Source organism: Paenibacillus sp. FSL A5-0031 (assembly GCF_001956295.1).
Lineage (GTDB): Bacteria > Bacillota > Bacilli > Paenibacillales > Paenibacillaceae > Pristimantibacillus.
On sequence record NZ_MRTD01000022.1, the window covers coordinates 97,825 to 110,279 of the forward strand.

A 12,455-nucleotide genomic window follows, 5' to 3' on the forward strand; every position below is an offset into this window, starting at 1 on the left:
GAACTTTTATATGTGGATCAAAATCAAAAAACGGCATCTCTGCCGTTTTTGATTACCAACTTATACAGTTGAATACATTTTCACCGCGACATATATCTTTGATCATGCAAGCTCTAGATTATACGGTTCCCCAGCTACAAGCATCTCACGCAAAAACTTACCGGTAAGTGATCCTTGTGTCTGTGCTACCTCCTCAGGCGTACCGCATGCAACGACCATCCCACCGTTATTTCCACCTTCCGGTCCCATATCTATGATGTAGTCCGCTACTTTAATCATATCCAAATGATGTTCAATAACGAAGACAGAATGGCCAGCGTCTACGAGCTGATGAAGACAATCGATCAGCTTCTGGATATCCTGCAGATGCAAGCCCGTTGTCGGCTCATCGAGAATATAAAGATTATGGGATCCCCTAGATAATTTACTTAGCTCCGTGGCGAGCTTTATCCGCTGAGCTTCTCCACCAGACAGCGTCGTTGACGATTGCCCGAGTCGTAAATATCCTAGACCCAACTCATTTAAAACATTCAATTTATGCAAAATATATGGTTGGTCAGAGAAAAACAAAGCCGCCTCCTCTATGCTCATCTCCAAAACCTGAGCAATGTTCTTCTCGCGAATGCGAACATCAAGAACTTCCTCGTTGAACCTAGCTCCTTGGCATACCGGACAAACGGATTCTACATCCGGCATAAACTGAAGCTGTGTCGTTACCATTCCTTCACCTTGGCAATTTTCGCATCTCCCCCCATTTTTCTGATTGAAGCTGAAGTCATTTTTGGTCAATGTATGTCCGCTTGCGCTAGCCGCCTTCGCATATAAATCACGAATTTTATCAAAGAAACCCACATAAGTTGCCGGATTGGATCTTGTGCTTCTTCCGATCGGAGATTGATCAATGTTGATCGTGCCAGTTAAATGCTCATGCCCCGACAATGAATCATGCTCTCCAGGAACAATTCGCGCATCACGGATGACGGCATGAAGCTGCTTGCCGATTACTTCGTGGATGAGTGTGCTTTTGCCTGAACCAGAGACGCCTGTTATACAAACCATAACGCCAAGCGGAATATCGACATTAACATTGCGCAAATTGTTCGCCCTCGCTCCTCGCAGCGATAAGGTCATCCCACTTGGCTGTCTGCGTGTTGCCGGCACCTCAATACTCCGTTTGCGCGTCAAAAAAGAACCTGTGATGGAATCTGGGTTGTCTCGTAGCTGTTCTGCCGTGCCCTCTGCCACCACATTTCCTCCATGCAAGCCTGGACCTGGGCCGATTTCGATAATGTGATCGGCACTGCAGATCGTATCCATATCATGCTCCACGACAATAATCGTATTGCCGATATCACGAAGCTTTCTCAAGGTGTCGATGATACGAATGGAGTCTCTCGCATGCAGGCCGATACTCGGCTCGTCCAGTACGTAAAGCATTCCCATAAGCCCCGAACTAATTTGCGTAGAGAGACGAATTCGCTGTGCCTCACCGCCAGAAATCGTATCGGAGCGGCGTCCAAGGCTTAAATAATCAAGCCCAATATCAAGCAGCAAGTTTAATCGCGATTGGATTTCGGAAGCAACCTGCTGACCCACATTAGCCTGCTGCTCCGCATACTTAACGGATGACAGAAATTCATTCAATTCGATAAGCGAATAGTTGCTCAGCTCATGTATGTCTGCGCCTCCTACCTTCACACGGAATCGCTGCGGCCGCAGCTTCTTCCCTTCACAGTCGGGGCAAGTATGCTCGACCATCACACGCTTGTAAAACTCATCCTCACCTGTGGATTGTGTTTTGCGTTTTAAGTATAGCTTGTACCACCCATTGATAATATGAACTAAACCAGCAAAGCTCATTAGCTTGCCAGCATGACGGAATTGTGACTTCGAGGCTTCCTCTCCTGGTAGGAAAGGGAATTTCTCACCTTTGGTACCGTACATCAAGATGTTCTTGATCTCCTCCGGCAAATCCATGTAAGGTGTATCCAAGCTGAACCCGTAATGGCTCGCAAGACTTCTTACGCTTGACCAATGCCAAGTGCCGGTGCTCGGACCAAGAAGCTTCGCATCAATTGCTCCTTTGTTAATGCTTTTGTCCGCGCTCTTAATCAGGAACCTAGCTTCGGCTCGCATAAATGTTCCAATGCCGCCGCAAGTGCGGCAAGCGCTGCTTGGATCGTTAAAAGAAAAGTAATTCGCGCGCAGCTCTCCCATCGTAAGCTGATGTTCTGGACATGCAAAGCCCTGGTAGAACCGATCACGGTCGAGCTTCGTTTCATCTGAAGTATTTGCGATATCGAATCGGATAAAACCTTCCCCGACCAGCTTTAAGCTGTTCTCAATTGTCTTCACAAGCGCCTTAAACGAATCCGTCTGGACAATAATCTTGTCGACAACAACTTCTATTCGGTAATCTGCCTCTTCATCCAGCTCGATCGTATCACTGAGACTATGCTTATTCCCGTTTATACGAATCATTCGAAACCCTTTGGAACGAATTTCATCGAAGGTTGTTTCATAATTTTCACCATAAATTTTATAAACCGGAGCAAGCACCTCAAGTTCTGTTCCGATTGGCAGCTGACGGATATGATCGATCATTTGTCCTGCTGATCTAATCGGTACGGGATGCTCACAGAAAGGGCAGCAGGCTTCTCCAACCGATGCGAAGAGCAGTCTCATAAAGTCATAAATATCCGTCATCGTACCAACGGTTGAACGCGGATTAACAATTCCTTTTTTTTGCTCGATAGCAATAACAGGGGACAGTCCAAACACAAAATCAACATCCGCTTTCTTAAGCTGGTTCATCCGGCTCTTAGCAAACGTTGAAAGCGATTCCAAAAATCTGCGTTGCCCTTCTCCATAGATCACCTCAAACGCCAGCGACGACTTCCCAGACCCGCTGACACCCGTGATGACCGTCAGCTTGTCCCGCGGAATGTTCACGTCTATATTTTTCAAGTTGTTTTGTCTTGCACCCTTAACTTCAATAAACTGTCTCATAAGTTAATCACATCCCCCAGATTGGTTCATCGAATTCCTCATACAAATAAGCGGGCTCGAGCAGCATGATTCGGCTTTTCGGCGTCGCTTTTCTCTCCGATTCCAGCTTCATTAGAAGCCCTTTCTCAGCCAGCCAATCGCAAGCTGTTGCTATGGTGCCTGCATCAATATCAATAACCGTGCTGAACTTCATGACGATATCCGTCACAGTACGAACGTCGCCTTCCTCTTTCAAGTAAGCGAGCACTGGCTGAAACAATAGCTCCGCTCTTTCATCTAAATACTGGTTAACAAGCTCTATAGCTGCACGAACCTTCGGTTCGGTAACCTGTTCGCATACTAGCTCCGTGTAGACCTTGGTAAAGAAATCCGGATGATGTACCAATGCCTGCTGAACCGCCTCCCGCATCGGGACTTCCGCATGAAGCAGCACTTCGATTTGCGCCAGTACATCAACCATTTTGATCAACCAGAAAGCGCTGTAAGCTGTATCTTGCTTCACATACAGCCATTTCTCCGATTTGGAAAGCAGGCTGAGCACATGACAGCCAAGACGCTGCAGCTGAAGCTGCCTGTCGCGATCGCCAACATAACGAATTTGTTCAAAATATTCCGTTATAGACTCATCCTTTGTGAACAGCAGTGTACTGCGTACAAGCATTGACTGCTGAAATGAGCCGCTGACGGAACGTTCCATCCACCTTTTAAACTCATTGCGCGTCTGAATGCTGGTGTTGATCGGAACATCATTTTCTACAAAACAAACATAACTGTTCTTTAGTTTCTGGTCGTGAACGATCAGCTTGAGGTCAATGTCTGATTTCTCCCATACTTGATCATAGGACAGGCTGCCGAAGAGTACTGCTGCAATGATCTGCTCATCCTGCTTAATTTTTTCGACAAATTGACTCAGTGACTCTATAAGCAGCTTCCTTTTGTCCTCGCCGACTTTTTGCAATTCCATGAGCCTCCCCTTTCCGAGCTTTCGACTATCTTCTATTAATATATACCAGAAATAGGATGAATCTATCAATTGTAATATGTTTGTTCCATTTATTTGTTGGTCAGTCTCCGAACATAATTTCGAGAATGTTAATGTGGATTTTATATTTTATTAATAACTGGTTTCTTGGGCGTTTAACTCTATCCTCTATTATAGAAACAGGCAATAACAACCGAAACGATCTGAGGAGGATTTACTAATGAGAAACTATAAGAAAAAAGCAGCAGCCCTTTTGGTTGCAGCAGCACTAGGAGCATCGACCATTCCGTATGCTGTTATGAACGTATCCGCAGCACCAGCAGTCATTGCAAAAGTTTCTGCATCCTCACCATTATCCAATAAAGATATAGAAGCAGCTGTTAATGAGCTCGTAAAGCTTGGTGTTATGCAAGGTTATCCCGACCAATCCATGGGCACCCTAAACCCAATTAATCGTGCCGAACTTGCCAAAATGATCGTAAAAACTTTCCTTCTCGAAGACACTGCTCCAAATGCAGTAACCTTAACGGATGTGAGTCCGAATGCTTGGTATGAAGATTATGCTGCAACGGTTGTAGCGCTTGGCATCATGCAAGCTGAGAACGGTCAATTTGGGCCTCGAGCTGTGGTCTCAGATGAAGAGCTGATTCAAGCCGTATCCAAAGCATTAAAGCGTGATCTCAAGTCCGTGAATGCATGGGCCAGTCCGTTCAGCACTACGAATAATAACTTAACCCGCGGCGAAGCTGCTTATTTGTTGCAAACCGCTCACAAGGCTATTCCTTCAGACCAAGCTAAAATTACAAACGTCCAATCGCTAAATGCCATTACCCTCATCGTGACTTTCGATAAACCGCTTACGACAACGGATGAAGAATTCACGAAGGCAAAAACAGATTTTGCATTTAACGATGGTCTTACTTTAACCAATATGCCGCGTCTAAAAACGGGCTCCATCGCAACCTATATTGTCCCTACTTCCGTTCAGCAAGCAGGCACAACCTATAATCTAACATATAAAGGACAACATGCTGCTTCTTTTACTGGAAATGCAACGAAAGTAAATATGACAACAGCAAGCCAAGTAACAAATGATACGTTTGAGGTAGAAGCGCTGCAAGCAAACGGAGTAACTGACTATGGCTATATCATCTCAGCCTATAGCGGCGGTCGAGGTGCGAATGCATTCATCCTCGATGAGAACAACCAAGCAGGCGGCAAGACATTCCAAATCATTTCTTCAATGCAAGCTCGCCAAGTGACGATTACACCTGAAGGCGGTCAACCGATCATTGCGAAATATGTACCATTCACACAATCAACAGATGGCAAGCAGGAGCCTAAATTCCGCCTTCCCGAAGGGCAAGCATTGAAGCCGGGCGTGACTTATATGGTAACATCAGATTGGGCTGCTATCGCGAACGCTTCCTTTGTAGCAAAAGAAATACCAACCTTGCAGTTAACTGGTGCTGAAGCTGCTAGTGAAACTTCGATTCTCTTGACTTTAGCACAAGATCCTGAAGATGAACTATTCTCTGGCCGCAGTGTCGAGTTAACGGCGCCAACTGGCGAGAAGATCATTGCTTCCTATAAATATTCCAGCCGTAAAGGCGCTGTTGGCGTATTTGATTTGGCGAAAGACACGAAATTAACGCCAGGAACAACGTACACAGTAAAACCGATAGGCTCGTGGGCAACCGCTCAAGATGTTACAATGTCCTTAAACTAAATTAATTTCTAAGAAAGGATGGGTGTGTGATGTTGCGATTAATTATAATCATGCTGGCTCTTATCATTTCGGGCTGTCAGGAAAATAATGATCAGGAGTTAACAAATGATGAGCAGCATGCAGCCCAAGCGGTGAACAACGAAATGGACAAGTTGAATAAAGCTTTGTTAGCAGCAGCAAAACAAGGAGATCGAGCGTCAATAACTGAGCTGCTAGCCGAAGGTGCCGACATCAACGCGACCGACGATCAAGGCAGAACCTCTGCAATGATCGCCGTGCATACGAACCAGCTCGATGTGTTTAACCTCTTCATAGAAAAAGGAGCAAATATCAACATTCAAGATAATCGCTCTGACAACCCGCTCCTTTATGCAGGTGCAGAGGGGCTGATGGACTTCGTTCAAGCATCGATAGCTGCCGGCGCAGATACAACCATCACCAATCGCTTTGGCGGTACCGCACTCATTCCAGCTGCAGATCGGGGACATGTTGAGATTGTAAAGGAGCTGCTAACCACATCCGACGTTAATATCGATCATGTGAATCAGCTTGGATGGACCGCACTTCTTGAGGCTATTATTCTCGGGGATGGTGGAGCAGACCATCAGGCGATCGTGCGATTATTAATCGATCACGGCGCTAATGTAAATCTTGCGGATTCAGAAGGCGTAACCCCACTGAAGCATGCCCAGAACCGGGGTTTTAAAGAAATGATTGAAGCCTTGCAGCAAGCTGGTGCACAGAAATAGCGGAACGATAATTTATACAAGAACAACCCACATGAAGTGGGTTGTTCTTTTGTTTATTTTGCAATCATTAAGTAAACAGATATTTCAATTTCCCATTTTTTGAATATCTCTATTACTTCAACGAACATGTTTATTACTTTTAAATTTCTGTACTTTGTAATCATATGAATGTAGTATCTTATCAATTATTGGCTTTCGTTCTGATTCGAATTTGTGATTCCATACAACCATGCTATACAAGTTCTTAATCGTTTGGTTGTAATTCCCTTTTTCCAATCCGAGTTTTTGTTTGAAATATCGTTTTAACATTTGAATATCTCGTATAAAAACATTTGTTTCTAGATAGATGATTATGTCTGCAGACTCGAAGCATCGTTGAACCCATTTGTAATGAACACCCTCAATAATCCATTTCTCTTGATTTACAATATCCCCAAGAATCGCATCACGCACTTCCTGAGAATTTCGAGTATCGCTTTCTTCTCCTCTTCTCCAAACAACGTTATCCAGTTGATAATAATTAATGTCTAATTGCTTTGATAACTTCTCTGCTAGATAAGTTTTACCACTCCCAACTTCGCCAATGATATGTATCTTATTGCAGTTTTTCAAAGCAAGTATCCTCCTTTCCCCCTATACCTAAGTATCATTCAATCCAGTGTTTTATTTTCATTCAACGCTTTAATACTAAGTGAAGGATCGGAAATGGTCGTCCTGAACTGTCTAGTTCAGATCGTCCATGCTGCACAAAACCATATCGTTTGTAAAAGGTGAATGCTCCTTCGTTTTGCTCATTGACATCGACTTGGAGATTGCTGCCTTTTAATGCTTCGGCATGTTTTATTAATCGACTGCCTATTCCCCTTCCGTGGTTATCGGGGTGTACGAAAAGCATCTCGATCTTTGTTCCGTCAAGCCCAATGAACCCTGTCGGTACTTGGTTTTCATTCAGCTCTACCCAAATCTCAACTTCCTTTAACGCTCCGTTTTGAAGCATCTGATGATAGAATGCAATATCCTCATCTGTCAAAAATGTGTGGGTTTGTCGCACAGCATGATACCAAATATTCACTAATTTATCGTGATCTTTTTCTTGATAGGGAACAATTTTGTTTATCATAACTCATCCTCCGTATTCATTCACTCATTTGTCAGAGAGTTGTTTTATCCAGGAATAACTAATACTAACCTGCGAGAATCCAAGTGATTTATATAAACCTGCATCCGATGCGACATATACATTTTCAGCACCTAAAAGCCTGCATCTCCGCATTCCTTCCATAAGTGCAACGCTTGCTAGTCCCATTCGCCGGTAATCCGGATCTACACAAACCGGTTCAATATAGGCTGCTCGACTAAGATGATCATACCAGAACCCTGCATAAGCAACAAAATTCCCTTCTGCATTTTCAATCACGATATTTATAAAAGGATCATATCCAGGTGCACTCTGCATATAGTCTGACTTCCATAAATCATTGGGGTCTGGTTCGCCAGCATGATCAAATCCGCGCCATAAAACGCGCAGCCTACGTCCATCATCTTCTTTTTTTCGAATATTTCTTACCTGAAGTCCTTCAGGCAGCTTCAGATCAAGGAGCTCGTCTAAGATTGACCTGCCGGAGTAAACCTCATAGAGGGCAGCATCCCGTAAATATCCTCTTTCTTCTAATAAAGCTTTCAATGTTTCATTGCTCTCATCCGCATGAAACTCTATACTTTTCCGGCCATCTTCTTTTATTTCATATAAATTCGCTTCCGCGTATTCAATCATTTCCGAATACAGAAATGTATAATTCGGGTCTACAACCAAATATACCTCGCCCAGTTCGCTTTCAAAATGAGCAACTGCTACTATTTCTCCATCTTCTTCCCACAGTCCGATTTGTTCGAACACTCCAGCTTGTTTCAGCGGAACGATATTGGGATGAAAAACGATATATTCCCACCGGGCTGGCATAAATACATGGCCAACCGACCATTTTCCAAATATATTTTTCAGAAAATCTCTAACCCTGATAAAATCATCTTCTTTATAATGCCTGCTCTGTATTCTCATTTGCATACATTCCTCTCAAACTGCTATTCGGTTGCGCCTTTGACAATCTACAACTATTTAAGCATAGTTACTGCAAAACAGAGATACTAGGGATAAAATAGATATAAACAAATAATCCTGCGCAATAGTTATCAAATCCCTTTCAATCCTTCATTTTATGCAAGTTTACATAACCCTCGTTTTAGCTTTTAAACAGCAGGAAAAATATTTTTAAATTGTTTATGAAATGGTGTCGATATTCCCATCAGCGGTTCGTCGTCTTAATAAAGACATAAGGTTATTTATTCTAAGGAGGCAATCAAATGTATACCGCAACTTCTAAAGACGGAACCAAAATCGCATATGACAAAATGGGTAAAGGGCAAGCACTCCTATTAGTAGCGGGTGCTTTCAGTTACCGAAAATTCCCCGCACAAGTACAGCTAGCACAATTATTGAGTGAGCACTTTACGGTTTTCAACTACGACCGCCGCGGCCGCGGCGATAGCGGAGATACACAGGCATATGACACAATCCATGAAATCGATGACCTTAAGGCGATGATTGAAGAGGCTGGCGGCTCAGCATATGTTTGGGGACTGTCATCTGGAGCAGTTCTCGCCCTACAGGCCGCTTCAAATGGAGCTAATATCACGAAACTGGCTTTGCATGAGCCGCCATTTGTGGTCGATGCAGCAGATCGCAAAGCTCCGAAAGACTTTGCACAACAGGTCAAGAAGCTGATTGCACAAAATCACCGTGCCGATGCCATCAAATATTTTATGACTAAAGGCATGGGAGCCCCCTCCTTCATTGTTGCCATGATGCGCATGATGCCAAGCGTTTGGTCTAACCTTATGGCTGTCGCTCATACACTCCCCTACGATGCGGCATTATTGGATGGCTTTATGGATGGAAAACCACTTCCTGCCAAGCTTTGGAGTACAGTTACTATGCCCACGCTGGTAATTGAAGGAACCGAAAGTCCAGCTTCACTGCGACGGGGTGCCCAGGCCACTGCGAAGGTGCTCCCACATGCCCAGCTCGTTAGTAAAAAAGGGCTTGGACATACCAAGAAGCTCGACGCCAAACGAATTTCTGCGGAGCTTATTGCTTTTTTTAAGAACAATCACTAAATACAAATGAAAATAATAACGAATAGATGTAGATACGATGTCGATCTAATGAGGATTAATTCGTCGAATAAGTAGAAGCTGAATTATCGGACTTTCTTCAATCGGCATAAGCTTCACTAAAAAATAGGAGGAATACACATATGAGATTTATGATGATTGTAAAAGCTACAACGGATTCAGAGGCTGGGGTTATGCCGAGTTTGGAGCTCATTAATGCGATGCAGAAGTATAACGAGGAATTGGTAAAAGCCGGTGTCTTGCTTGCTGCTGATGGACTGCTGCCGAGCTCCAGCGGCATTCGAATTTCATATCCGGAACCACGCGGCAAGCCGAAGGTCATAGACGGGCCGTTTACGGAAGCCAAAGAATTAATTGCCGGTTACACGTTAATTGAGGTCAAATCTAGAGAAGAAGCTGTTGAATGGGCGCTTCGTTTCCCGGACCCCCATGGATTTGGCCAAGGCGTAATTGAGCTGCGACAAGTATTCGAGGCAGAAGACTTAATGAACAATCCCGAAACCCTTGCAAAGGAAATGAAGCTTCGCAAACAAGTTGTCGAGCAGAAGAAAGCGTGAATTCATCCTTTCTTCACCACACTATTGATTAGTTAAAAACGCTAAGTTTTGAGAAAGGAGATCCCTGTCGATCTCCTTTTTCATTTTCCAACTAACAATAGTCTGGATTCCCTTTGTAAGCATAACAAATTTTGTCCTTTTTTCGTTCAAGGGTCTACAGGACATACTAATTTCATATAGATAGACAAGCTAGATGCCTGTACTAGTTGGGCGAATCATATTAGAAAGGATGCGATTGTCGTTATATGGAGCATCTGTTGCCTTTAAAAGTAGAGTTTCTTCTCATGTTTGGGGTAGCACTATTTTGGACGATCGTCTATATTCTCGTTATTTACAAAGGGTTTAAGGATCAAGCCTGCGGAATGCCGCTCGCCTGCATATGTGCAAATATTACTTGGGAATTTCTATTTACCTTTATTATGCCGTTTCACCCGCTTCAGCAAATCGGGACCTTAGTATGGTTCCTGCTTGACTGCATTATTCTGCTTCAATTCCTCTACTATTCCAAAGGCACCTATCCTAAACGCGTTATTCACGCTTCTGTTTTCGCGCTGCTTGTGATCGCATTTCTGCTGCATTATGGTATGGCGGTTGAATTCCATGATAAGATGGGCATTTATTCGGCCTTTGGCATCAATCTGCTCATGTCGATTCTCTTCATCCGAATGCTGATAATTAAAGACTTAAAGGGACAATCCCTGTCTATCGCTTATTTCAAAATGATAGGTACCTTATTCGCCTCGATCCTCTGCTTCTCGCTCTTCCCGCAATCACTATTATTGTTTATTATGTATGTTCTGATCCTTGTACTGGACATTGTTTATATCCTACTTGTTTATAGGCTTTCAATTAAAACCGTTCACAAACATACAATCAATAAAACACCGCATATCAATGCCTGATGCCTGTTAGCGAAAGCTTAGAAAGCGTAAACTTTCGCTAGCGGATTTCTATACCGGCTGCTTATTCTGCTGTGTAACCACCATCAACCATCTCAGCAAATTTCCTGCTAAAACCTCCAGCATCATAAGTCCTTTCCTTCTGAACAGCCCTCTTTATAAACTCCCTCCATTATGCAAACTACCTGAGAGTTGCATATTAGCCACTGGGTGAATACCCTATTGCAATGAACTCAAATGGAGGATACCATGATGATTCCGTTTTATCCCTATTATGGCTACGAAACAAAGTGCAAACAGGAGCCCCTAACCTTTCCGCCCCAGCATCAAGACAGGCAGCCTGGCCTTGAATACAAAATGAACCCGCTTCCGATTTCCGACAACCCCGCCTATAAAGGAAGTGGAAAGCTGTCCGGCAAAGTAGCGATCATTACTGGAGGAGACAGCGGAATTGGCCGAGCTGTTGCCATTGGTTTCGCCAAAGAGGGTGCTGATGTCGTTATCGTTTATTTGTACGAACGTCAAGATGCGCTTGCAACTCAGCAAATGGTAGCGCAATACGGTGGTCGCTGCCTGCTAATTGAAGGTGATCTCCGCAGGCCAGAGCTCTCCACCGAAATCGTCAGAATAACACTTGAGCATTATGGAAAAATCAATTGCTTGGTGCTTAACCAAGGGGTCCAGTTTCCTCAGACGAGTATTTTGGACATCTCGAATGAGCAGCTGGAAGATACTTATCGGACCAATATTTTTCCTCACTTTTATTTGACGAAAGCCGCGCTTCCACATCTTCATCCAGGAAGCACCATCATCAGCACAGCCTCTGTAACTGCTTATGCAGGTGCCCCGCTTCTGGTCGATTATTCTTCAACAAAAGGAGCAGTCGTATCTTTTACCCGTTCGTTATCGCTGCAGCTCGTTAATTGCGGGATACGCGTTAATGCTGTTGCACCGGGTCCGATATGGACCCCTCTGACCGTCTCCAGTTACCCAGCTGAATATGTGCAAACATTTGGCGCCAATACGCCAATGAAACGCGCAGGTCAGCCATTCGAGCTTGCTCCAACCTACATTTATTTAGCTTCAGACGATTCATCATTCGTTACAGGGCAGGTATTGCATGTCAATGGCGGAGTTATGACAGAGACTTAATCCTTCGTTGCCTGCTTGCCTTTCCGCAAAACAAGGGGCTGTCTCAAAAGTCATTTTGCGATTTTTTGAGCACTACTTAGAACTTATTTTCATCGAGAAAAAGGACCTTAAGCTCCACTATACAGTGGAATTTGAAGTCCTTTCATTTGAAAACGGGGATGTTTCCCTGATGCAAAGACTTTTGCG

General features: G+C 44.0%; 11 protein-coding genes. 6 read left to right on the forward strand and 5 right to left on the reverse strand.

Going from position 1 to position 12,455, the window contains the following annotated elements; all coding sequences use genetic code 11:
* Window positions 1-102 precede the first annotated feature (102 nt).
* Window positions 103-3,009 (reverse strand): excinuclease ABC subunit UvrA, encoded by a 2,907-nt coding sequence (gene uvrA, locus BK120_RS28855; protein WP_076270951.1) that lies wholly within the window; start codon window positions 3,007-3,009, stop codon window positions 103-105.
* A gap of 7 nt (window positions 3,010-3,016) precedes the next feature.
* Entirely contained in the window at window positions 3,017-3,973 is a 957-nt protein-coding gene (locus tag BK120_RS28860) for a nucleotidyltransferase domain-containing protein (RefSeq protein ID WP_076270952.1), read from the reverse strand.
* Between the two features lie 238 nt (window positions 3,974-4,211).
* Between BK120_RS28860 and BK120_RS28865 the strand changes: the two genes are divergently transcribed.
* On the forward strand, window positions 4,212-5,720 hold the full coding sequence (locus tag BK120_RS28865; protein WP_076270953.1) for an S-layer homology domain-containing protein: 1,509 nt from the start codon (window positions 4,212-4,214) through the stop codon (window positions 5,718-5,720).
* 29 nt (window positions 5,721-5,749) lie between these two features.
* On the forward strand, window positions 5,750-6,469 hold the full coding sequence (locus tag BK120_RS28870) for an ankyrin repeat domain-containing protein (protein ID WP_083682587.1): 720 nt from the start codon (window positions 5,750-5,752) through the stop codon (window positions 6,467-6,469).
* A 117-nt stretch (window positions 6,470-6,586) separates the two neighbouring features.
* Here BK120_RS28870 and BK120_RS28875 read toward each other — a convergent pair whose 3' ends face one another.
* From BK120_RS28875 to BK120_RS28885, 3 genes are all read right to left on the reverse strand, one after another.
* Window positions 6,587-7,081, reverse strand: coding sequence for a P-loop NTPase family protein (locus BK120_RS28875; RefSeq protein WP_076270954.1), 495 nt, complete (start codon window positions 7,079-7,081; stop codon window positions 6,587-6,589).
* Between the two features lie 61 nt (window positions 7,082-7,142).
* A complete protein-coding gene (locus BK120_RS28880; protein ID WP_076270955.1) occupies window positions 7,143-7,589 on the reverse strand; it encodes a GNAT family N-acetyltransferase in 447 nt (148 codons plus the stop codon).
* Between the two features lie 24 nt (window positions 7,590-7,613).
* Window positions 7,614-8,528 carry a GNAT family N-acetyltransferase gene (locus BK120_RS28885; RefSeq protein WP_179089918.1) on the reverse strand — a complete coding sequence of 305 codons (915 nt, stop codon included), beginning with the start codon at window positions 8,526-8,528 and terminating at the stop codon, window positions 7,614-7,616.
* A 302-nt stretch (window positions 8,529-8,830) separates the two neighbouring features.
* Here BK120_RS28885 and BK120_RS28890 point away from each other — a divergent pair, with 302 nt between their 5' ends.
* The 4 genes from BK120_RS28890 to BK120_RS28905 all read left to right on the forward strand — a co-directional run bounded on the left by BK120_RS28890 (window position 8,831) and on the right by BK120_RS28905 (window position 12,269).
* Window positions 8,831-9,643: an alpha/beta fold hydrolase gene (locus BK120_RS28890; protein ID WP_076270957.1), complete on the forward strand. Its 813-nt coding sequence runs from the start codon at window positions 8,831-8,833 to the stop codon at window positions 9,641-9,643.
* Window positions 9,644-9,783: 140 nt separating this feature from the next.
* Window positions 9,784-10,218, forward strand: a complete 435-nt coding sequence (locus tag BK120_RS28895) for a YciI family protein (protein ID WP_076270958.1) — start codon at window positions 9,784-9,786, stop codon at window positions 10,216-10,218.
* A gap of 245 nt (window positions 10,219-10,463) precedes the next feature.
* Window positions 10,464-11,120, forward strand: coding sequence for a transmembrane-type terpene cyclase (locus BK120_RS28900; protein WP_076270959.1), 657 nt, complete (start codon window positions 10,464-10,466; stop codon window positions 11,118-11,120).
* 249 nt (window positions 11,121-11,369) lie between these two features.
* Window positions 11,370-12,269, forward strand: coding sequence for an SDR family oxidoreductase (locus BK120_RS28905; RefSeq protein ID WP_076270960.1), 900 nt, complete (start codon window positions 11,370-11,372; stop codon window positions 12,267-12,269).
* The last annotated feature ends 186 nt before the right edge of the window (window positions 12,270-12,455 follow it).

Coding starts and splice junctions, on each gene's coding strand:
- BK120_RS28860 (WP_076270952.1), bottom strand. CDS start 3,973: ATGGAATTGCAAAAAGTCGGCGAGGACAAAAGGAAGCTGCTTATAGAG.
- BK120_RS28870 (WP_083682587.1), top strand. CDS start 5,750: ATGTTGCGATTAATTATAATCATGCTGGCTCTTATCATTTCGGGCTGT.
- BK120_RS28885 (WP_179089918.1), bottom strand. CDS start 8,528: ATGAGAATACAGAGCAGGCATTATAAAGAAGATGATTTTATCAGGGTT.
- BK120_RS28900 (WP_076270959.1), top strand. CDS start 10,464: ATGGAGCATCTGTTGCCTTTAAAAGTAGAGTTTCTTCTCATGTTTGGG.
- BK120_RS28880 (WP_076270955.1), bottom strand. CDS start 7,589: ATGATAAACAAAATTGTTCCCTATCAAGAAAAAGATCACGATAAATTA.
- BK120_RS28865 (WP_076270953.1), top strand. CDS start 4,212: ATGAGAAACTATAAGAAAAAAGCAGCAGCCCTTTTGGTTGCAGCAGCA.
- uvrA (WP_076270951.1), bottom strand. CDS start 3,009: ATGAGACAGTTTATTGAAGTTAAGGGTGCAAGACAAAACAACTTGAAA.
- BK120_RS28895 (WP_076270958.1), top strand. CDS start 9,784: ATGAGATTTATGATGATTGTAAAAGCTACAACGGATTCAGAGGCTGGG.
- BK120_RS28905 (WP_076270960.1), top strand. CDS start 11,370: ATGATTCCGTTTTATCCCTATTATGGCTACGAAACAAAGTGCAAACAG.
- BK120_RS28890 (WP_076270957.1), top strand. CDS start 8,831: ATGTATACCGCAACTTCTAAAGACGGAACCAAAATCGCATATGACAAA.